General features: G+C 53.7%; 17 protein-coding genes. 2 read left to right on the top strand and 15 right to left on the bottom strand.

What is annotated here, in order from left to right; genetic code table 11:
* Nucleotides 1-72: 72 nt before the first annotated feature.
* Nucleotides 73-396 carry a hypothetical protein gene (locus PAECUDRAFT_RS15325; protein WP_006039019.1) on the top strand — a complete coding sequence of 108 codons (324 nt, stop codon included), beginning with the start codon at nucleotides 73-75 and terminating at the stop codon, nucleotides 394-396.
* 41 nt (nucleotides 397-437) lie between these two features.
* Here PAECUDRAFT_RS15325 and PAECUDRAFT_RS26740 read toward each other — a convergent pair whose 3' ends face one another.
* From PAECUDRAFT_RS26740 to PAECUDRAFT_RS26645, 4 genes are read right to left on the bottom strand one after another with little or no spacing between them, the layout of a single operon-like run.
* A complete protein-coding gene (locus PAECUDRAFT_RS26740; RefSeq protein WP_407636296.1) occupies nucleotides 438-554 on the bottom strand; it encodes a cyclic lactone autoinducer peptide in 117 nt (38 codons plus the stop codon).
* A gap of 30 nt (nucleotides 555-584) precedes the next feature.
* Nucleotides 585-1,097, bottom strand: a complete 513-nt coding sequence (locus PAECUDRAFT_RS15320; RefSeq protein WP_267879183.1) for an accessory gene regulator B family protein — start codon at nucleotides 1,095-1,097, stop codon at nucleotides 585-587.
* A gap of 26 nt (nucleotides 1,098-1,123) precedes the next feature.
* Complete coding sequence (locus PAECUDRAFT_RS15315; protein ID WP_006039017.1) at nucleotides 1,124-1,816, bottom strand: hypothetical protein; 693 nt, start codon at nucleotides 1,814-1,816, stop codon at nucleotides 1,124-1,126.
* A gap of 5 nt (nucleotides 1,817-1,821) precedes the next feature.
* Nucleotides 1,822-2,067 carry a helix-turn-helix domain-containing protein gene (locus PAECUDRAFT_RS26645; protein WP_324603674.1) on the bottom strand — a complete coding sequence of 82 codons (246 nt, stop codon included), beginning with the start codon at nucleotides 2,065-2,067 and terminating at the stop codon, nucleotides 1,822-1,824.
* A gap of 38 nt (nucleotides 2,068-2,105) precedes the next feature.
* Here PAECUDRAFT_RS26645 and PAECUDRAFT_RS15305 point away from each other — a divergent pair, with 38 nt between their 5' ends.
* Nucleotides 2,106-2,777 carry a CPBP family intramembrane glutamic endopeptidase gene (locus tag PAECUDRAFT_RS15305; RefSeq protein ID WP_006039016.1) on the top strand — a complete coding sequence of 224 codons (672 nt, stop codon included), beginning with the start codon at nucleotides 2,106-2,108 and terminating at the stop codon, nucleotides 2,775-2,777.
* 328 nt (nucleotides 2,778-3,105) lie between these two features.
* Here PAECUDRAFT_RS15305 and PAECUDRAFT_RS15300 read toward each other — a convergent pair whose 3' ends face one another.
* From PAECUDRAFT_RS15300 to PAECUDRAFT_RS15250, 11 genes are all read right to left on the bottom strand, one after another.
* On the bottom strand, nucleotides 3,106-3,543 hold the full coding sequence (locus PAECUDRAFT_RS15300) for a hypothetical protein (protein ID WP_006039015.1): 438 nt from the start codon (nucleotides 3,541-3,543) through the stop codon (nucleotides 3,106-3,108).
* An 868-nt stretch (nucleotides 3,544-4,411) separates the two neighbouring features.
* Complete coding sequence (locus PAECUDRAFT_RS15295; protein ID WP_006039014.1) at nucleotides 4,412-5,344, bottom strand: transglutaminase family protein; 933 nt, start codon at nucleotides 5,342-5,344, stop codon at nucleotides 4,412-4,414.
* Entirely contained in the window at nucleotides 5,341-6,324 is a 984-nt protein-coding gene (locus tag PAECUDRAFT_RS15290) for an alpha-E domain-containing protein (protein WP_006039013.1), read from the bottom strand. Before PAECUDRAFT_RS15290 ends, PAECUDRAFT_RS15295 begins: the two co-directional genes overlap by 4 nt.
* Nucleotides 6,325-6,376: 52 nt before the next feature.
* The gene (locus PAECUDRAFT_RS15285) at nucleotides 6,377-7,834 is read right to left on the bottom strand and encodes a circularly permuted type 2 ATP-grasp protein (RefSeq protein ID WP_006039012.1); all 1,458 of its coding nucleotides are present in this window, start codon (nucleotides 7,832-7,834) and stop codon (nucleotides 6,377-6,379) included.
* Nucleotides 7,835-8,228: 394 nt separating this feature from the next.
* On the bottom strand, nucleotides 8,229-9,575 hold the full coding sequence (locus PAECUDRAFT_RS15280; protein WP_006039011.1) for an MATE family efflux transporter: 1,347 nt from the start codon (nucleotides 9,573-9,575) through the stop codon (nucleotides 8,229-8,231).
* A gap of 76 nt (nucleotides 9,576-9,651) precedes the next feature.
* Nucleotides 9,652-10,464, bottom strand: coding sequence for a class I SAM-dependent methyltransferase (locus PAECUDRAFT_RS15275; RefSeq protein ID WP_006039010.1), 813 nt, complete (start codon nucleotides 10,462-10,464; stop codon nucleotides 9,652-9,654).
* A 352-nt stretch (nucleotides 10,465-10,816) separates the two neighbouring features.
* Nucleotides 10,817-11,623 (bottom strand): class I SAM-dependent methyltransferase, encoded by an 807-nt coding sequence (locus PAECUDRAFT_RS15270; RefSeq protein WP_006039009.1) that lies wholly within the window; start codon nucleotides 11,621-11,623, stop codon nucleotides 10,817-10,819.
* A 266-nt stretch (nucleotides 11,624-11,889) separates the two neighbouring features.
* Nucleotides 11,890-18,444, bottom strand: coding sequence for an S-layer homology domain-containing protein (locus tag PAECUDRAFT_RS24785; protein WP_006039008.1), 6,555 nt, complete (start codon nucleotides 18,442-18,444; stop codon nucleotides 11,890-11,892).
* Between the two features lie 30 nt (nucleotides 18,445-18,474).
* Nucleotides 18,475-19,350 carry a carbohydrate ABC transporter permease gene (locus PAECUDRAFT_RS15260; RefSeq protein ID WP_006039007.1) on the bottom strand — a complete coding sequence of 292 codons (876 nt, stop codon included), beginning with the start codon at nucleotides 19,348-19,350 and terminating at the stop codon, nucleotides 18,475-18,477.
* Nucleotides 19,347-20,252: a carbohydrate ABC transporter permease gene (locus tag PAECUDRAFT_RS15255; protein WP_006039006.1), complete on the bottom strand. Its 906-nt coding sequence runs from the start codon at nucleotides 20,250-20,252 to the stop codon at nucleotides 19,347-19,349. Before PAECUDRAFT_RS15255 ends, PAECUDRAFT_RS15260 begins: the two co-directional genes overlap by 4 nt.
* The gene (locus PAECUDRAFT_RS15250; protein WP_006039005.1) at nucleotides 20,249-22,720 is read right to left on the bottom strand and encodes a glycoside hydrolase family 31 protein; all 2,472 of its coding nucleotides are present in this window, start codon (nucleotides 22,718-22,720) and stop codon (nucleotides 20,249-20,251) included. The genes PAECUDRAFT_RS15255 and PAECUDRAFT_RS15250 overlap by 4 nt, the downstream gene beginning before the upstream one ends.
* Nucleotides 22,721-22,786: the final 66 nt, after the last annotated feature.

Raw genomic sequence — 22,786 nt, 5'->3', positions numbered from 1 at the left:
ATACCGATCATACCCCTTGCATACACCTATCTTCAAAAAAAATATTCCCTTAATGTTTGGAGGCCTAATATTATGAACGCATCACCCTATGAGGTAGCCAGAAGTCTAGGTATAAAGATCGACTACTGTCTCCTCGGCAAAAAGATCGTTGGCGTTTACGCCGATCTTAACGGTTACCAGATTATACTTAACTCCATGATGGACAACGATCGACAGGAAGATACGGTCCACGCGCTGATCCAGCATCACAATTCGGAGCTAAGAGGCGTTGAGCGGGTCGTATACAAGGATAAGATGGCATTCGGATTCAATCTGCTTAACGGAGTCGATCAGATTCACAAGACATTCCTTAACGTGCTTCCGATGTTCGCGATGGTTAAACACGATAATGGATAAGAAAAGCCCAGATCGCTCTACGATCTGGGCTTTGTTTTACTTTATTGGTGAAATAATTCTTCTGGAGCTTCTGAGCGATGGCAAATGAACATACAATTCGTTTTCACCAATTTCTTTGCGACCGATGTGAGAACTTTATTCGCCAATTTAGCAGCCATTACACGCATTGCTTCACCCTCCCTTTCCTCCTACAGTTTATACTTATCCAGCAACCGTTGAGCTACTGGTAAAGTAGTAAGAGCCTGAATAAAAAAAACAAGAGACAGCACAGACATTTGAAAATAAAGATTCGATCCAACAATCACTGCTACGATCATTTTTAAATATTTGAACTCGTGTCGCTTCAAATTACTTCTTGGCACATTTGCTGGTGCAGTTATTACCAAAGTAATTAAAGCTATTACGTTCATAACAACACCAGTATACCAAAAATCAATTTTATAATATATACAAATTAATACAAGTAAGCTGGAAATAATATTACAAACATTTTCTGATTTAAAATGTAAGCCGCCACTAAAATAACGCAAGAGCGGAAAGACAACTACTGCAATAAGCGCAGTTACGAAGTCGCCAGTGATCATACTAATAATAAGTACAATAAGCATGTAGATACCCAGATTTATCAAGTTCTCCAAAGCATACTTTAATACCGCTGCCGAGGAAGAGTCTGGATCATTCGTTTTTATTGATGTAACAATTCTATTAGAAACCGACTGTGATAGTTTTATTTTTGAACACTCCTATCTTGATTTCCATACCGATCAGTTAATGACACCTTATTTTGTATATAAGCATAACAGATGCTGCATATAAACAATAAACCAACCAAAATAATAATATACATATTTAGCGTATTAATGACGGAGGGCTGCGATAAAAAAGTCATGACGATCATTGCTACTATCATCATTGCACCCCATAAATAGTTAGCATTTGAAATGTTACTTTTTCCAGAAAACCTCCGTTTAACAAATGAGAACCCTATATTAAACTTGTGTAACATGAAAGCAACCATCAAATATAAAACTGTAGTTGTGACATGCAAAATTATATAAACAGGCATTTCATTAATCATCTGTTCAACAGATACATTCAGTAATTGTGCAACAGATGAAATCACAGCATCAATCAAACCTGAGCAAATAAATCCTGTTGCTGATACAATTACAGCATATAATATAGGGTATCTCCTTAGGATCATTAGTAAAATAATGAAAGAGATAACATGATAGAAGAACCCGTATGGAGAACCAAGAATAAATTTGAAATAAAAATTCACAAAGCCTATTATTAATGTAAAAGTAGTAATTTGTTTATCATTTGTCTTAATCGGAACTTTAAACATTGTGAATATCAAAATGGTCATTGAACAACAAAATATTAATGCAATTGCAAACTTGATTATTAGTTCAAACATCCCATTCACACATCCTTATTCTGTTGCGTTGGGTTCTCCTGATCCTTAAGTATGATCCATGTCTTGCCGATCTGCTTTGCGATACACCTTCCATCCCTGCAGAGTCGTTTTACGTGGTCTTGCGATATATTCCAAAGCTTCGCCGCATCATCCGTTCCTATAATTAAGTCAAGTGGGTTTGACTTTCGACTCAAAACGCCCACCACCCCTTTCGCCCGAAATCGGGCACACTTATGATTCGATCGTACCATGCCCGATATCGGGCGTCAATCAAAGGAGCGTCCTGCCTGTGGAATTTTATGTTTACGCTTTCATTCTTATTCTGCTTCCGATCTTTAATTACTACCGGACGAAAAAACAGCAAGCAGGCGCCGCCAGCAAAGAGCATGGCTACCTCCTGATGCACCTGATTTACTGGGCAACGCTGCTATGGATTGTATGCGTCAGCCCGCTTGGCGAGCTGTTTTGGCCAGCTACAACCGTAACCTTCGCTCTCCTCTGGCGCATCGTGCTATGGATCTTGATCGGTTACGTTACGCTTACAACAATCGTCCCATTAGCCCTTATGCCCTATAATCAGCAGTTCAAAGAAATGGTCAGAAGCCATTACGACGATCGACTGTATCCGACAACCACTAGCCAGCAAATTCAGTTCGCATTCGTCACGTTAACGGTAGGCATTTGCGAGGAGATCATTTATCGGGGGTTTATGTATCACAGCTTCATCGACCAATTCGCGCTTTCTCCGACCATGTCGTACCTTATCACTTCCGTGCTCTTCGGGGCCAGTCACTTCATGCAAGGGCTGCGCGGCATATCCAACTCGGTCATGTTCGGGCTGATCATGGGCTACCTATGCATGGTTACAGGTTCATTGCTGCTGCCAATCATCATCCATACCGCGTATAATCTGCGTGCCATCTACATCGCGCGAGTAACAGTGCAGCGTACTGAAATCTAGCGGACCGCAGCGCCGTTATTTCGCTCCAAACGCGCCAATTTCAAATGCAACGGACCCCACGGCCGTTATTTCGCCATTTTGATGCCCCGTGGGGGCTGAATTGGTCGAATAGCGGCTCCTCGGTCCGTTAGAGCGCAAATATGCCCGATTTCGGTCGAATAAGGGCTCCCGGGTCCGTTAGCTCCGCTTTGGCCCGTCCCGCTTCGTCCCGCCCAGCCTCACCTCGGCTAGCGTCGACGACACTGGACGGATCCCCCCAATTTGTCCAAACTTAAAAGGGCGCCCCAAGCTTATGCTCTCGGGACACCCTTCTTGCCTAGCTGCTCTACTATTCGACAACGATCTGCTTCTTCTTCGTAATGTGCAGCTCGTCCTGATACAGATGAATATAAATAAAAAATTCGCCCTTTTCCTCGAATTTTTTCGAAATCGTATACTTCCCATCCACCAGCTGTGCATTGACGACTTCCGGCAGCCCTTTCCAGTTCGCCTTACGGATATCGAACGCCAAGGAAGCGCCCTCCAGCGTCTTCAAGCCCTTCACGTCTGCAATCAACGTCGTCGCTTCTCTCGTGTGCACCACTTGCGGAGATGTCGAGAAATCGACAGTCACGTCTTTCGGATGGACTTCCGACGACTCGCCCGCTTTCGCCGAACACGCCGACAATGCGACAATCATCACTATGGCGATCACAATAAGCGACAACAGCCGCGTAGACTTCGAAAAAATACGATGGCTGACTGCCCGATGTTTGTTTTCATTCATGGTCAAAACTCCCTCCAAGCTGCTTCTCTCTAATATTAGCGTATATCAAGAGGATTAACATAACTCGTTAGGGCTACACCGGTAACGATTTTGTGACAACCACGCCCGAATGTGGCATGTGTGTTGGACAAAACACTTGGAATCTACTCTAGCGTTTATACGCGAATGCATTCGCTCCAACCACGACAATCACGCGCAGATGTCCGCCTCAACCGTTGCATTTTGTACAATGAAAAGCGAGTTTTTGCTGGTCAAATAGATTCCCATTGCAGTTTATACAACGGAAATGGACCTAAACATTGTTTATTCGGCCTCTTGGAACATTGCGCGAATTTCCCATTGCACGTTCTGCAATGAGATCATTATGGCCGCGATCATCCCTACCTTTCGTTGTACAAAATACAACGAGCGCAGTGGGGGCGACGCAGCCGACGGCTAATAAGCGTGACGAGCGACGTGAGCAGTGAGCAGCAAGCGCACCAGAACGCCAGAGCAACAAATGCAACCAGTGTAACATGTGCAACCAGAGCAGAGCAGCATGAGCAACACGAGCAACACGAGCAGCATGAGCAACACGAGCAATACGAGCAACACAAGCAACATGTGCAACCAGAGCAACAAATGCCAACATGTGCAACAAGTCCAACCAGAGCAGCATGCGCAATCAGAGCAGCAACGAGCAACAAATGCAACATGAGCAGCAAATGCACTATGAGCAAATCCGTTCCTCCTCCCGCAATGCGCCTTCACAACACAAAAACAACCGCAGACGGCCACCCCCGTCTACGGCTGCATATAACGCTACTATCCCAGCACACGAAGTGCTGCTCTGCACAATCCACACTCCAGTCGAAGCTGCTCGTCTGCTTTACTCCTCAACCTTCCGAACATCCACCGTCACCTGCAAGCTCTGCTTCCCTGTACCGTGATAAATGCCCTTCACAGGCACGATGTCCTTGTAGTCGCGGCCATGCCCCAGCTTGACGTAACGCTCGCCGATCGGCGATTCGTTCGTCGGATCGAAACCGCACCAGCCGAGCTTCGGCACGTAGGCCTCGACCCACGCATGGGATGCCTGCTCGAATTCCGCGCTGCCGCCCTGCAGATCGCCGACAAAATGATAGCCGCTCACGTAGCGCGCCGGCACGCCGCGAGCCCGGCAAACCGCCACCATAAGATGTGCGAAGTCTTGGCAGACGCCGCGCCGCTTGGCGATCATCTCGAACGCCTTCGTACGCACATCCGTCGCCAACGGATCATAAATAAAGGCCGAGCGGATATGCTTCGACAACGCCGCCAGCCAATCATAGACGCCGATAGCTGGCGTTACGCTCACGGTCACGCCGCCTTCCGATGCCTCCGCCTCATGAACCGTGCCGACGACCGGCACATTTTCCATGAAGCTGAAAATCTCGGGCGTCACTTCCGTATACTCTGTCGGCAGCAGAAACTCAATAAACCGATCGACAGACTCGTCAGAGTGGAGCTTCGCCCAAGCGTCCGAAGGCTTCAGCTGCTGTTTATAAGCGCTCTCTTCCTTGCTGAACGATTCGGTCGTCACGACCGTCATGTTCGTCTTGATCATCAACTTCGTGTGCGGCGCGTTCACGGAAAAGGAATGCACGCGGTTGCCGAAGCTGTCCTCGTACGTAAATAACGAAGCGTTGGGCTCGATCGAGATCGAATGGTTATAACACGATTGCCGCTCATTCGTGCTGGGCGTCAGCCGGATTTCGTTCACGCTGTCCGTGACTGGATCCCCGTAGCTATACTGCGTCAAATGCGAGATATAGAGCTTCATGCGCTGGCTTCCCCCATTCGGAAAAACGTTTTGGCAAACGTCGTGCCGAGTGATTCGCAGGCATGCAGCAGATGGGAAGTGATCCGCCCCTCGCGATCAAGCACCAGGTCCTCCCGCTCTAGGCAGGCGATGTCCGCAATCACTTTGCCGACTTGCCGAACGATCCGTTCATGCGAGGCGCGCAGCTGCTGATCCTGCAGATCGATAGCCCGCATATGATCGACAAGCTCATGCAGGGCAAAATGGACCGACCGCGGGAACGAGGGATTCAACACAACGAACTCCACGATCGCCTCCACTGCGACGCTATCCATATAGTAGCGGCGGAACGATTGGTAGCCGCTGACCGACTTCAGAACGGCATGCAGATACGGATAGGCCGCAGCGCTGTTCCAGCCGTCGCCCGCTACCGCATGCTCCACTGCCTGCATGATGCGCAGCGTATTTTCCGCACGCTCCAAGTACCGTCCGCACTCGATGAAATGCCACTCATTTTCCCGAGGCATCACCGATTGGCTGTACCCTTGGAACAGGGCGGCCCAATCCTTGGTCTGCCCAAAAAACTGATGCGGCGATTCGTTCGTCAAATCCTCCGGCTGCTTCTCTCTCAGCCACAAATAGAAGCCGTTGATCGTATCCCACAGCTCGCTCGGCACCTTCTCGCGCAGCGTGCGAAGGTTGTTTCTGGCATGATTTACGCAGGAAACGAGCGAATTCGGATTATCGCGATCGAGCGTGACATACATGAGCACTTCTCGCTCATCATACGAGTCGTACTGCTGCTCGAACGCTTGCCTGCTGCCCAGCGCATCGACGATTCGCGCCCATTTGCACATCGTTTCTACCGTCTGGTCGCCCTCGCTTGCGCGAAGTTCATCCTGCTGCAAATGGTAATGCACATCGATCAGCCTCGCATGGTTTTCCGCACGTTCCATATAGCGGCCGATCCAAAACAGCGCTTCGGCATTCCGGTTCAACACGGCAATCCCTCCATCCCTATTCCACTGCACCCGCTCGTTAGCCGTTCTTTCTTTAACGATTCAATACCCAAGTATCCTTGACGCCCCCGCCTTGCGAGGAATTGACGACCAGCGAGCCCTCGCTAAGCGCAACGCGCGTAAGCCCGCCCGGTATAACATGCGATTCCGTTCCCTTGAGCACGAACGCCCGAAGATCGATATGGCGAGGCGCCATCGCGCCATCCAGCATGACCGGAGCACGTGAAAGCATCATCGTCGTCTGGGCGACATAACGCTCTGGCGATTTGCGAATCGCATCGGCGAATGCCGCAATTTCCTTGGCCGAAGCTGTCGGGCCGATTAGCATGCCATACCCGCCGGAGAGCGAGGTCTCCTTCACGACAAGCTGATCCAGATGCGCAAGCGCGTATTCCCGATCTTCCTTGCGCGACAAAATGTACGTCGGCACGTTGCTAAGAATCGGCTCCTCGCCAAGGTAATACCGGATCATATCCGGCACGTACGCGTACACCGCTTTATCATCGGCGACGCCCGTGCCTGGCGCATTGGCAATCGCCACATTGCCTGCGCGATACGCATTCATAAGTCCCGGCACCCCAAGCATGGAGTTCGGATTAAAGGCTAGCGGGTCGAGGAAATCATCATCGATACGGCGATAAATCACATCGACTTGGCGAAGCCCGCTTAGGCTGCGAACGTAAATTTTGTGATCCTTGTACACGAGGTCTCGCCCCTCGACAAGGTGGAGACCCATTTGCTGCGCAAGAAACGTATGCTCAAAGTACGCCGAATTGAAGGAGCCCGGGCTAAGCAGCGCGATGACCGGATCGCGTTTTCCCGTTGGCGACAGCGAGCGAAGCGCGCTTAGAAACACGTTCAAGCTGCGTTCAACGTCCTGAACCGAGCAGGACAAATATAAATCATGGAACAGCTCGCTCATCATCGTCCGCCCTTTATACAAATAAGAAAAGCCGGACGGCGAACGCAAGTTGTCCTCTAATACATAATATTTACCTTTCTCGTCTCGTATGAGATCAATTCCTGAGGCTGTAATATATACGCCTCCAGGCACATCGACCCCAATCATTTCGGGACGAAAATACGTGTTGGAAACGATCATGCGACGCGGAATTACCCCGTCTTTTACAATATGCTGCTCGTGATAAATGTCATGGATAAAAGCGTTCAGCGCTTGGACGCGCTGGCGGAGTCCGCGGTCGATGGCTTCCCATTCATGCTTCGGGATGACGCGCGGGATGTAGTCGAAAGGAATGGTGCGTTCAAGGGGTTCTTGTTGGTTAGGACTGTACAGGGTAAAGGTGATGCCTTCTTCCAGCATTCGCTGGTTGAGCGCCTGCTGCCTTGCGGCTTGCTCCGTCGGCTTCATGCGAGAAAATAGCCGATGGACCGATTCGTAATGCGGACGAACGGCAAGGTCTTTGTCAAACATTTCGTCGTAGAACGATTGCGAATCATAATAATGAGTCTGCGACTGTCTGGCCGTCGACATGCCAACCGCCTCCTCCAAGGTGCTGCAGCAACCTGCCCAATCGTGCCAATTGCGTTGTCGCTAAGCCAATGCCACGAATGTTACATTTTAGCCGCAATATGTTAGGTTTATTAGCTAAATCCTACTACAAACAAGTTATAAATGTCAACTTTAATTACATTTACGTTACATTATAGTAACATGAAGGCAGGATCCGCTTATGGGACCCTGCCTTGTGAATATCCAGCCACATGCTATATTTATCCATTCGTCGCCACGACCGCAATTCCTTGTCATGGGGTCGTCCAACAGGATCAATATTTCGTGAAAGAACGCCTTACTGGATTATATGTGGGTACTGCGTCAAATATGCCTACGAATCGAAAATAAAATGGTTCTATTTCGAGAGCTCTCGCTACATGGCGCCCTGCGCTTCGCGAACTCGAATCTTGCTCCAATCCGTTCGGTAGAAGCGGATCATTACCGCCAGCCCGAACACGGTTAAGTAAGAATACAATGCTAACCAAGCGCCCATGCTGCCCATATCGAGCTGCACGACTAACAGGTACGCGAGCGGCACGAACAATATCCATGAGCAAATAATGGATACCCGAAGCAGGTAGGTCGTCTCCCCGAGCCCTCGCATACAGCCTGCATAAATGTTAAGCAAGCCATCGAATATTTGCAAATAAGCCGAAATGCTAATTAAATACGCAGCAAGCTCGTACACAGCCGGGTCATTCGTATACAAATGCGCGATCTGCTCGGCGAAGATCAGCTCGGCCGTCCCGAGCATAATCAGAAACAGCGTTCCTAGTATGGCAACGTCGGTGCCGGTCCGCCGGGCATGCTTCGGATTGCCCTGCCCGACATGCCGCCCGACGAGTATCGTCGCTGTCGCGCCGAAGGCGAACGCAGGCATGAAGCCGAACGACATAATGCTAAGCGCAACCTCATTCGCTGCCAGCGCTTGGTCGCCAAGCCGGGCAACGAATGCGGTGAACAAGTACATCGCCAAGCTAAGCGAAAACTCCTGAACGCCAAGCTTTCCGCTCTCTACGGCGATCAGACGCATTTCACGCCAATCGATTCTCGCCCATGTACGCGTGTTGTATTTGCGATGGAGCGGGAAGAAGAAGAGATAAGCGCAGATGAGCAGCTGCACCGCTTCCCCAATAACGATCGCATAGCCTGCACCTTTGAGCCCAAGCTCTGGGAGGCCAAGCTTGCCATAAGCCATCGCGTAGGTGCCGACGACCATGATACCGTTGCCAAGCATCGATACAGTCATTGACAGCCGCGTTGCTCCAATCCCGCGCAAGAAGCCGTGGAACGCAAAATTGATGATGCCGAATGCCATCGCATAGAACCGCAGCTCGGTATACAGCGTCCCCGCCTGCACGAGCTCCTCCGATCCGCCTGTCCAACGCAGCAGCTGATCGGCAAGCGTCCATCCGACAATGCCTAGCACAACCGCGAATATCCCGCACAAATAAAAAGCGAAGTACGTTCGTTCAATCCCTTTGCGCATATTGCCTTGGCCGTCATTTTGCGCGACAAGATAGTTAACCGTGTGGCCGATGCCCGAGAAAATTGCAAATGCGTTATACATAATAATGTTGACGACGCCAACAACCGCAATAATGAGAAAACCGAGCTTGCCGAGAATGACCAAATTGATCGTAGCCGTTACCGTCTGGGTCGCGAATGCGATTAGCGAAGGCAACGCGAGGGCTAATATTTCCTTCCAGTTGCGAAACATGCTGTGCCTCTTTTCTGCAGAAGTTGACCTTATTGTGCCCATTCGAGCGCTGCAAGTCAACGTTTGCAGAGAAGGTTTACACCCTTCTTCCGATATACAGCAAGTGCGAGGATGCGCCTAATACGGACGGATCATTCGCGATGGCGATCAGAAATTGCATCAATTCATCATACTCGCCCCGATCGATCCAATACTGCTTTTGTTCATTCGAAAGCAATGAGCCGATGCTTGAGGAACCAATCAAATCGACCGTTTCGAATCCGTTGCTCTCCATGAAAGGCTTCACGGCATCAACATGAAAATAATAGGCGCCCGTAAATCGGCCCTGATCATGATGATTGAACGCGCCGGTTTCGAAGAACGTTTTTATCGCCTTCAAGCTATCGTTCGGCTTCCAAGCCTGCGGCTGCGACAGCGAAGTAATCGCCATTCTCATCCGGCTCTGGAACGCAACGAAAACAAGGCCATTCCGTTTGGTTACGCGATGCAGCTCCTTAACGGCCGCTACTCGCTCCCCTTCCTTTTGGAGATGGTACAGTGGACCTAGCATGAGGGAAGCATCGTAAGCCTCATCTTGGATTCCAGCTAAACATGTTGCATTCAACACATGAAAGCCGTCAAATCGATCACGTACTTGCTGTTCGGCCGCTTTCTGTTCCGCGATCTCTACTAATTTAGGCGTCAAATCAGACAGCGTTACGTTATATCCCAGCTTCGCAAGCGCAATGGCGTATTTGCCTGGCCCTGCGCCATTATCCAGCACGTTGCTTACGCCAGCTGATTCCAAATACTGTTGGATAAAATGCAGGTTTATCGTAAACTCCAACGGTTCCCTGTCAAGCCTCCCCCATTCGTCAAAGTGGGAGTAATAATCGATGACATTGTCCATCTCTTCTTGCACCTGCCCTCACATGATTTAGTAGGAAAATAGAAAAAACCTATCGCCTGCAAAGAGGCGATAGGTTTTACCCACGCGATACCACTCTTCTTACTCGTTGTGATCAAAAAAGAGACAACGAATCTCAGAACCCGATTACAGGGGTTAGCTGTCAAGATCTACCGTTGTCGACCTTGCCGCTCATGGGCGAGTTGGGGAAACTACTGACTGTCTTGCACCTGCCGACAGCTCTCTTGGCAATAGTTATTCCTTATTACTCCCAATCTTTGCGTTTATCCTATGAATTGGAATGAGTATACCGTTCACAATAATTTACTGTCAACCCATTTTTGTGAATATGCGTTTATTGTTTCGTCGCTGTAACACGCAGCCTTCTGTAATCGACGATCCACTCCCCGTCGCGGTACAGTGCAGGGCGCAGGCGCTCTTCCGTCAGCGCGATAATCGCAGCCGCTTGCTCCGCGTCGATGCCTTCCATAATGACGTCAGCAAAGGTCGCCAGCCAGCCGCGAATGCCATTGTCTCCGCCAACCTGCGGCGTCGGGCGGTCGTACAGCATCGCTGTATTGACCTCGAACCCGACCTCCTGCAGCAGCGTAGCATATTCGCCAATGGTCGGGAAATACCACGGGTGCCGGAATGGCTTCGCAGGCTTCACCGTCTCGAACGCGGATTGCAGCGCATCGGTTACCGCCTTCACGTTCCCGCTTCCGCCGAATTCGGCGACGAATCGTCCGCCCGGCTTCAGCGATGCCGCAATGCTTGCTGCTGTTCCAGCTGCATCCGTCATCCAGTGCAGCGCCGCATTGCTGAAGATCGCATCCACCGGCTGCTCGGAACGATAGCGCTGGCCATCTTCTACGGCAAACTTGATGGACGGATGCTTCACCCGTGCTCGCTCGATCATGTCGACGGAGGCATCGATTCCGAAGACGACCGCCCCTTTGTCCGCGATCCCTGCAGCCAGGTCGCCTGTGCCGCAGCCCCAATCGATGACCGTTTCTCCGGGCTGAATATTCAGCAGATCGACCAGCGGCGCGCCATAAGCCGATACGAATGCCATTTGATGATCATAGCTCTCAGACTGCCATACCTTCGTCTCATTGCCTGCATGTTGTTCTTGTACTTGCGTGCGTTGCTCGTTCTTCATCCCAACCACTTCCTATCCTGATATTGTCAGCTCGTTTTGCTTGCTATAGTTATACCATGCGATTTCATGATAGGTGAAATAGATAAATGATATTAACTTTATAGGTAAAGTTAATAAATAGAGGGATGTTACACGATAATTCCCCTCGGAACAAACAAAAAAGAGAGAATCGGGGATGCTCTCGCCGCTGCCATTAGCATGGCGAGAGCCCTTCAATTCTCTCTCTTTTGGTATGGTTGACAACAAGCTACCGTCTCATTCGCTGCCTATTCGTTGCTAACAAACGCTAAAGCCAGCAGCGCATTGTACAGCATCATCGCCGCTTCGCCGCGCGTAGCCTGCGATTGCGGCGCGAATTCGCCCGCTGCCCGTCCCTGCACCAGCTTTAGCGCTAACGCCTGCTGAACATCATCTGCTGCCCACGAGCTGACGCTTGCACCATCCCGGAAGCCGGAGAGCGCATCGGACGCATCGGCTTCATCCGATGCTGCATCTTTCGCGTTCGTCAAGCGATATGCGCGCATCAGCATGACAAGCATTTGCTCACGCGTGATCCGTTCATTCGGATGGAAGCTGCCATCCGCATAGCCCGTAATGAGGCCAGCTTCCGAAGCCGCGCCAACCGCACGGCCATACCACGCCGCTGAATCAACATCATGGAATGCTGGCTTAGCGCCAGAATCATATGGCAAACCGAACGCTTCCACGAGCATCGCCGCAAATTCCGCACGCGTGACAGCGCGGTTCGGCTCGAAGCTGCCCTTGCCTACGCCGGACAAAATGCGGTTCGATGCGAGCGTTTCTACCGCATGCTTCGCCCAATGCTTCGCCATATCTGTGAAGCTAACGTTCAGCTCATTCACCGCATAGATGCCGTTCAGCATGCTTGCGAAGACCGCCTCCACAAGGCCATCCGGCAGCTTGCGGAACACCGTAGGCACATGGCGCCATTTGCCCGTTTGCTCATCATAGACAACGACGGTCGCATGAATCGGATCAATGCTCCTGTCAATGATCAGGCTGCCGCGTACATACCCGTCGACTGCTGCGGCAATTGTCACAGACCCGCCTGACGAGACTTCCAACTTGAACGAATAAGCGCCGCTTTTCCAAACGCCCGCAGCGCCGTGGAACAACCCTTCTGCCGCTTGTCGCTCCAACTGCTGAATCGTAATCCGCAGTTCGCCGGACGCTGCACCCTGCAGCAGCTCAACCGCGCGTTCAAGCGGAAGCTGATAAGTTGCTCCTTGATGGTGGAATGTCAGCACACCGTGCGCTAAATCCGCTGCTGCTGCTGCAATTGGACCTGCCGGAAGGACGAATGTGACGGATGCTTGATCCGATCCGGAATGAACCGCGAGCGTTGAACACTGGCCTTCTCCTATTCGATCCAGCGCTGCCGTCAGCACGTCCGGTTGGACGACTGCTTCATGCGATGCACGCACGCTCGCTGCTGCCATAAGAACATTTCCTTTCGCCGTATCTGCAACGCATCCAACCGAGGTCCCACTGCCGCTGCCGCTCGGACCAGCTGGCTGCCCTGATCCCCCGCTTCCACCGCCTGAAGGCAGCGTGTAGTCAGACGACAATGCTTCTGCCGTCCAAAGTCCTGCTTCGTCTACTGCATTCACTTTGAAGGTGTAGACACCTCCTGGCGTTAAGCCCGAAACGGTCAATTCGTACACGTTGCCAGCCACCATTTTGCTTCCGCTGCCCCAATCGACGCGATAAGCATTCACCGTGCCATTATCTTGAGCAGCTGGCCAATTGAGCGTCACTTTACTATCGGATACCCCACTCACCGCCAGCTTCGCGCCCGTCGGCCAGACAGGCGCAGTCGTATCCTCTACAACCAGTGTAAAATCACGCGTCTCGCCGCCGTATTGCACGGTTAAGATGGCTTGCCCGTGCCGCTTTGCAGTAATTTTGCCCGTGCTATCGACGGCTGCAATAGTTGCATCGGAGCTCGACCAAGCAGCGCCTGAAGCCGCCAACGTCGCTGGACTGCCGCTCCAGACAGCGCCCTGCGCTTCCGTCCCCGCCGCGATACGGTAAGGCGATGCCGCCACCCCATCTACCTGTACAGCGAAAGGCGGCTTCACGTAAGCCAATCCGCTGTCCACCGTACGCCAAGCGAGCCCGCCTGCTCCATTAAACGCATTGCCTACGCCCGCATTTCGAACCGTCGTGTTGCCGAACAGCGCAGAGCCCGTTATATTTCCTGCCCCATTAACGCCCCACGATCCCGTGCCATCCACTACATTGCCCGCCAGAACGAGGCCCGCCACTGGCTTCTCGCCGAGGAACGAGATGCCTTGATTCGTGCTGTCATGGATCAGGTTATTCGTAATCCGAATATCCCCGTTCATCGCGATATCGCTCGTATAGAGGAACAAGGCGCCGATATCCGCCGGCCAGTTATGCTCGCGGCCGCCCGTGCGCTCCAGCGTGTTCCGTTCGACCGTCGTCGTGCCCGTAAACGGCGTCGGATTGTGGCGCGTGCTGACGCTAATGCCGCCGCCGAACGCAACCGTATCCGATGCGATGTTGTCCGTCACATGATTGTCTCCGCCGCCATACACCGCAATGTTGTTCGACAGCCATGGCAATTCAACCGTATTGAAACGGAACGTATTGCCCGTTACCGGCGTTCCATTGGACCATATGGCCATGCTGTCATCGCCCGTGTTACGCAGCTGGCTTTGCTCGACCATGGAGCCCATCGTGCCTGTGCTGAAGTTCACGCCATCGGCGTACGTGTCACGAATGCGAACATCCGCAATATATAGCCCCGTCGTAGGCATTGTCTGCCCGTTCACTTCCTGCGCCGTAACCCAAATCCCTGCCTTCGTATGCGAGATGCGTACATGCTGGATCGTTGATCCCTTGCCGAATGTGCCGTCGAAGCCCGACTCGGCTTGATCATCATGGCGACCCGTTACCCCGCCGTCAATCGCTAAATCGAATACGCGAATGCTGCTGCCTTTGCCCAGGAAGCCCGCTCCGGCAATCGTCGTCTGCCACATCCCTGCGCCGCGAATCGTAATATTTGCTAATGCGATCGGACCATCTGTGAGATTGAATACGCCCGCGGGCAGCCAAACGCCTCCTTTGCCCTCTGCCTTCGCAGCCGCAATCGCTGCTTGGATCGCAGCCGTATCGTCTTGGCCGTCATCAGCAGCCGCGCCGTAATCGATAATCGATACAAAATCAGCAGGCTTCGCATAAGGCGCATCCGCCCACTCGGCCTCCACTACATCGATGATAACCGTCGCAGCCGCTGTACCCGCGAGCTTCTCCAGCCGAACCGTATCCCCTGCCGCTAACGCGCCCGTATCGACCGACGTCTCATCATAGAACCGATGGGCGTCCCCGTCATTCGGGTTGTTCGACCACGGATAAGTGCCGTACACCCAAGCATGCTTGGAGGACAAGACAACGTCCGGCTTGCTGCTGCCATTCACCGACAGCCCCACATTCGCTTGCAGACCTGCTCCATCTGCGCTGTCCGGGATCGAATAGCGAATCGTCAATCGGTTCGCTGGCCGATTCAGCTTGAACGCGACATAGTCGCCTGCTGCGGTCAGCGTCACCGCTTGACGGCCGGAAGCTTCCGATGCCGGCTGCTTATACGTGCGATCGGGTCCGATCACAACGCCATTGGTCGCCATATGCTCCGCTTCGTAGGAATCATAGGCTAAGCTCGCTCCGCGATAAGCGTTTGCCACAATGCCTTTTACTTTCAACTGATCAAGATAGAGCACATCGCCCGCTGCCGCGGCAGCAGAGCTGACCGCTACCGTATTCATTCCTTGGCGCAAATGCAGCTGCACCGTTTGCTCCTGCCAGCTGTCCCAGCCTCCGCTTGCCGCGAAAGCAACAGCGGCAGCTTGCTCGCCGTTCACCTGCAAGGCTAAAGAAGCAGACGAAGATTGCCCATTCGCATAACGGAAGCCCGTCTCATACATGCCTGCCTGCTCGGCATAGATCGCAAACACAACCTCCGCACCTGCTTGCTCAAAGCCAGCCACGTACCGTCCTGCCGATGCCGCCTTCACGCCGCTGCCCGCTTTCGCTCCGCCAGCGATGAACGCCTGCTCCGCCTCATACGCTGCAACGGCTGCAACAGCCGTTGCCGTCCACAGCTGGGCATCCGTCGGCATTGCCGCATTGCCGCTCGCCAATTGCGGCATGCCGCCGCCTGCTTGCAGCAGCTTGCCCGGCAATGCCGCGCTTGCCAGCACGAGCTGCCCGCTGCGCGGCGTCAGCTGCCACGAAGCAGCCAGCGGAGCCGGCGTCCCCTCGGCCAGCGATAGCAGCTCCACGTTCCCGCTGCTATCAACTGCGAGATACTTGCCGCTCGACAAGCTGCGCAGCAGCTTGTATCCGTTCTCGTCCTGCAGCTGCCAGTCGCCGCCCGGCGAGCTGCCTGCCGCTGCAAGCGCCGGCGTCCCGCCGTTGTCCAGCAATAACCGTCCGGCAGCGGCATTCGCCAGCTTATAGTGCCGCGCATCGCTGAGCCGCTCCATCTGAATCGGCTCGGCAGCGCCAGCCAGATCCGGCACGAAGCTGTCCGCAGGGGCGTCAGCCAATATCCATTGCAGCGCAGCCGATTCAATGGATCGCAAGCCCAGCTGGGCAAAGCCCGTGCCGTCCATCATATGCAAGTACTGCTTCGGCTGAAGCGCGCTGCGCAGCAGCACACGTCCCGCGTTCGGCGCTTGCTCCACGTACCATTTTTGTGATGGATCGCCGTTCAACGCTGGCGTTGCCTGCATCGAAGCGCCCGCGCCGACCGTGATCCGGTCATTCGTCGCCCGATTCACGAGCGCGTAGCCATCGCCAAGGGCCGCGATCGTCCAATGCGAGCGCGCATCCTTTTCCTCCGGCGTGCCATACAGGACGACCCCGCGTTCATTCTCATAGAGATAGGCGTCCGAGCCTGCGCTTTTCACGCGTACATAGCCTTGCGGAATCGCGACAGGCAGCGCATCTGGCGCTGCTTCCTGCGACCACTGCGCGCTCCACCAGTCCGCCGGCACGCCGCTCGATTGCGCATAGCCCGTCGCGTCCTGCACATGGATCGTCTCGTTCGTCTTATACTTGTTCGTGAAGACGAAAAACCCTGGCGCAGGCTCGCTCACCGCCCATTTGGCGCTGGACCAGCCGTCCTCAACGACGATGCTCTCGAGCGGATCGCCGAAGCCTGCCAGATGCTCGTTCGCCATCGCATGCCCGGTTACCCGATTGCGAATGCGGACGCTGCCATTGCCGCCGTCTTCAAGCAGCCAATGGGACAGCCCGTCGGATACATCCGGATCGCCATAGGCGACTTTCCCGCTGCCTGCCGCTGCACCGGTTCCCGGTTCCTCGAACAGGTACTTGCCCGTATAACGGTTTTTGAGCCGAACATAATGCGGACCGTCATCGGTCACCGGCAAGAACAGCCACCTTGGGCTGCCCCATGAAGGCGGAACCGTGCCGAATTGGACGAAGCCGAGCTTTTTCTCCACATGCAAATACTGCCCGTCCGCAGGATCAACCGTCGTATGGATCAGCTTCGCGCCTTCGGTGCTTAAATTATCGATGACCCAGCGCTGCGCCTGCGCGTCAGGATCAGCTGTCTCGACCGCAACGGCCACCTTATCCGAAGCGACGCCAGCCAAACTGACCGCATGGCCCGTCGCCCGGTTCACAATACGTTGGTAGCCCTGCTCCTTCACTATTTCCCATTGCGCCGTCTGGTCGGACGCCGTCGCATTGCCATAGAGCAGTTGACCGTTGTCCTCCATCATGTACAGCCCAAGGTAATCATTCTTGATACGCACATATTGCGGGCCAGTCGACGGGTTCGGATTGTAGGCGTCCTTCACCTCGACGGATTCCAGCGCCCACTGCGGCGTTCCCCAGTTCGGCGGAATTTGGCTCGATTGCGCATACCCCGTGTTGTCCTGCACGTGAATATACAGGTTGGCATCGTCTGCGCTCTGGATCACCTTCAGCCCCGGATTAGAAGCATCGAGGACATGCCAGTCCGCGCCTGCCAGTGCGCCTCCATTCGCGGGCAGCGGCAGCGCCTCTACCGGATCGCCGAAGCTCGCGACGTTCGCCATCGACATGTAATGGCCGCTCTCCCGGTTGCGAATCCGCTCGGTCGCACCGCTGCTCTCCACGACCCAATGCGAGGACGGGTCCGCTTCGGCAGGCGAACCATAGGCAACCTTGCCGCTCGATTCGAACAAATATTTGCCCGTATAGCTGTTCTTCAGCCTTACGTAATCGACGACCGGCTCGAACGCCCATTGCGGCGTTCCCCAGCTCGGCGGAATTTGGCTCGATTGCGCATACCCCGTGTTGTCCTGCACGTGAATATACAGATTGGCATCCCCCGCGCTCTGGATCACCTTCAGCCCCGGATTGGGAGCATCGAGCACATGCCAGTCTGCGCCGGCAAGCGGATTGCCGCCATTTGAATCTGGAAGCGCTTCCAACGGATCGCCAAAGGAAGCGACATTCGCCATCGACATATAATGGCCGCTCTCGCGGTTTTTCAATCGCTGCGTGCTGCCGTTGTCCTCAACCGTCCACTGCGAGGCACGGTCAGTCTCAACCGGCGAGCCGTACGCTACCTTGCCATTCGTTTCATACAAATACTTGCCTGTGTAGCTGTTCTTCATTCTGATCCATTCGTTCTGCGATCCGCTGCTATTTGCACTCGCAAAAGCCGTCCGTGCCCCGCCTGGGAAGGCGGGGAAGGACGTGATGACCATCAGCAGAACGAGAGCGAACAGCAATATCGATCGTTTCGATTTCAGTTGCATGATTCGATCCCTCCGTAAGTTGGAATACGCTTAACCTTTTACACCGGAGACGTTAAGCCCCCGCGTGATGTATTTTTGGAAAATGAGGAAGAACACGAGCGGCGGCAGCATCGATAGCGTCAGCAGCGCGAACTTCACATTCCATTGAATCGTCGAGTTCGGATATACGACGTACTTGTAAATGCCTGTCGCCAGCGGGTACATCTCCTTGTCGAGCATGACGAGCGACGGCCAGTAAAAATCATTCCACGTTGCCGAGAAGTAGAAAATCAGCAGCGTAATGACGATCGGCGTCGATAACGGCATTGCGAGCCGCACGAAGCATTGGAATTCATTCGCGCCATCGATGCGCGCCGCTTCGAACAGCTCCTTATGGATGCCATCGAAGAACGTTTTCATGAGCATGAGATAAAACGCGTTGGCGCCAGCAGGCAGCCAGAATGCCCAATACGTATTCAGCAGCCCCAGCTCCTGAAGATTCAGGTAGTTCGGAATGAGGTACGTAGCCGATGGAATCATGAGCGTCGACAGGAAAAACAGCGTAACCCATTTCTTCAACGGCACATTCAAGTGAGACAGCGCGAACGCCGCCATCCCGATAAACAACAGCGCGAAGATGACCGTCCCGACGAAAATCATCAGCGTGTTTTTCAGAAACGTCCAGATCGGAATAAGCGTCAGCGCTTCGCTATAGTTATGCCACAGCCATTTCTCCGGGAAGAAGGGCGCTGGGAAAGCGAAAAACTCTTGCGTCGACTTCACCGAGTTCAGGAATGTATTCAAGAACGGATACAGCATGGAGGCGATAATCAGTGCGATGAGCAGGCACATGATGCCATAGCCGATCTTCACGGACGTTTTTTTGAAATCGTAGTTGGACAATATCCCCCGATCCGACGGCTTCATGCTGCATCACTCCTGTTCTGGATTTTGAGATAAACGAAGGATAGAACGACCATCACTGCAAACAGCATGCTGCCAAGCGCCGTCGCCTTGCCGAAGTGCAAATACGTGAACGCTTCGCGGTTCATAAGCAGCAGATACGTCAGCGTCGCGTTGTCCGGGCCGCCGCCCGTCATCGCCATCTGCGCCTGGAAGCTCTGGGACGTGTTAATGATTTGAAGCAGGAACATCAGGATGAGCAGCGGCCTCATCGTCGGGAGCGTAATGCTCCGAATGCGCTGCCACACGCCTGCGCCATCGATTTCGGCTGCCTCGTACAAGTCTCTTGGAATGCCGACGATTGCCGCAATGTAGATTAGGACGGCGCCGCCGAAGTTTTGCCACGTTTCCATAATGACAATCGAGATCATCGACATCTTCTTGCTTAAGAAGTCGACCGGCTCAAGGCCCAGCCACTGCAGGAACGTATTGATCGGGCCGATCGGATCATAGAACCATATCCACATGCCGTACAGCACGATGGCCGGAATAACGCTTGGCAAATAGCCGGCAACGCGAGCCACCCCTTGGAATCGTCTCAACTCGGATACGGCGATCGCCACGACCGCTGGCACCCAGAAGCCGATCACGACGCACAGGAACATGAAGTACAGCGTATTGCGGATGGAAATCAAAAACTCGGAGGAATGAATGACATCGATATAGTTCTGTAAGCCGACAAAATGGTTCCCGTTCGCCAAATCGACGTCATAGAAGCTGTAAACAATGCCTTTGACGATCGGGATCCATAGGAATAACAAGAAAATAACAATTTCCGGGAGGACAAAGAGCAGTCCCCACATCTGCCAATTGAATTTCTTCTTCGAAGTCTGCGTCGCGGAGCGCGCGACTGCTGCTTGTTTCATCGAGCTTCCCTCCCGGATAAAATGTCAATGCGTGCTGGCCATGCTTGGCAAACCATCGTAACCACGTGGTAACCCGCCGTTTCGTTCAACCGGCTGCTGACAGCCGCCTCCATCGGCGTGCCGTCCGCCTGATAGGCGCGGACAGCAGCGTTCGCGCTGCGAATGCCGCGGAACGTCACTTCCACCGGCCGCTGGCTTATACCAAAGCCTTGTTGCTTCGAGGATGCCGCGAAGACGATATGTTCGCCTGCACCTGTGCCTTCGACTTGTAGCATCATATCGATGCTGTCGAACGCGCCCTTCAGATAGTCAGTCGTACAGCCGTCGTCCTCATAATGGCTTCGAGCATGCGTCCCCGCTTGCGGCACATAAATGTCGATCGCACGACTCCCTGACGTTAATTCGGACGTATGCTGATGCGCATGCCCGGCGTCGGCAGCAGCCTGCACCACGATCGCGCCAGCTCGCACGAACATCGGCAGCCGCTCCAGCGGCGCGTCTGCGAGAATATGCTGCCCGCCGTTGTGTACCTCGCCCGTAGCGAAGTCGTACCACTGTCCTTCCGGCAGGTACACCGAGCGGCAGCTCACGCCCGGATGCAGCACCGGAGCAACGAGAATATCGGCACCGAGCAGAAATTGATCATTCAGATTCGACACGGCGGCATCTTGCGGATATTCGAGCACGAGCGGCCGAACGACCGGAAGGCCCGTTTCGCTCGCTTCCCGGAACAAGCTGTAGATCGCCGGAAGCAGCCGATAACGCAGATTGATCGATGCACGGCAAATGTCCTCCACAACGGGACCGAACACCCACGGCTCTTGGCGTATCGCGCTTAATTCGCTATGGTTCCGGAAGTAAGGCAGCAGCGCCCCTGCTTGCGTCCAACGCGCCAGCAGTTCGCCGCCGCTATGGGCAGCAAAACCACCGACGTCCGCTCCTGTGAAGGCGACGCCCGACATGCCTAGATTCATAATCATCGGAATGGATAGGGCCAGATGCTCCCAATAGCTGCGATTGTCGCCTGTCCATACGGCAGCGTACTTCTGAATGCCCGCATATCCTGCACGCGTCAGGACGAATGGCCGTTCGTCGCCCAGCAGCCGTTCCAAGCCAAGAAACGTCGCTTTGGACATCCATAGCCCGTACAGGTTATGCACTTCGCCATGCATCTTCGCTGCTCCGTTGTTCTTATGCATGACATTCGGGTCCATCGTCTTCAAGTCGTTGAATACCGACGGCTCGTTCATGTCATTCCATATGCCTGCAATGCCCATCTCCGTATAGAAGGCATGAAGATGGCCCCACCAGTTCGCGGTCCTCTCGTCCGAGAAGTCTGGAAACACGCTCTCGCCCGGCCATACTTTGCCCGAGAACAGCTCGCCCTCGATATAGCGGCAAAAATAATCATGGCTTAACCCTTCGCGATAGACCGCGTCCGAAGGGGTTTTCTTCACGCCTGGATCGACGATCGGGACGATGCGAACGCCAAGCTCCTTCAGCTCCGCCATCATGCCGGCAGGATCCGGGAACCGAATGGGGTCGAAGGTAAAGACGCGATAGCTGTCCATATAGTGAATATCCAGATAGATGGCATCGCATGGAATTTGCTTCTCGCGGAACGTACGCGCCAGCGTCAGCACTTCCTCTTGGTCCATGTAGCTGTACCGGGACTGATGATAGCCAAGCGACCACTTCGGCGGCAGCTTCATTCGGCCCGTCAGCGCCGTATAGCGCCCGATCACTTCCTTCATGTCTCGCCCAGCGATTACGTAGTATTGCAGCGCGCCCGTCTCGCAGCCAAAGCTGTACGAGTCTTCGAATGTGCGCATGTCGAAAAACGTCCGGCCCGGATTATCGAGAAATAGGCCGTAACATGCCGAGCCGCTGTCGTGAATGAGGAACGGAATCGATTGATAAAGGGCATCGATGTCCTGCACATGTGGCGAATACACGTCCGTATTCCACATCTCATATCGCTCGCCCGACTTGTTCAGGAAGCCTGCCTTCTCGCCCAAGCCGTAGAAGCGGGAAGCGGCATTTTTCGCAAAATAAGCCGTCGCCTTCCACTTATCGCCCCACGTCAGCTCCGTCTGCTGCGCGAATGCTGCGCCGTTCTCGTCACAGAACATTATCGAGGAGGCTTGCAGATCGATCTGAAGCTGCAGCTTGCCTGCGCGAATGGCGAGCGTTTGCTCCTTCTTCGTCACATCGGGCTCCGTCTGGGCTGGCGGCAAAGTCACTTCACCGCTGCCTATGCCAAGCTCGGATTCGCCTGCGGCTAGCAGCGTAATCTGGGCGATATGCTCGCCAAGAACGGCAATGTCGGCGGTACCCTGTCCATAATGAAGCCGGATGACGCCGTTATTCGGCCCTTCGACTCGGTTAACGGCTCCAAGCGCTCGGTCGCCTTCTGCCCGCAGCTGCGATTGCATGTTATCGGGGTGTATCGTTTCACTGTTCAGCATCGTTTCTTCCTCCACAATCGGGGACGGGCCAATACCATGGCTGCCGGCATTGACCCGTTCCTCCTT

The organism is Paenibacillus curdlanolyticus YK9, from assembly GCF_000179615.1.
In the GTDB taxonomy this organism is placed as follows: Bacteria; Bacillota; Bacilli; order Paenibacillales; family Paenibacillaceae; genus Paenibacillus_T; species Paenibacillus_T curdlanolyticus.
This window is presented reverse-complemented; position numbering and strand designations above follow the sequence as displayed.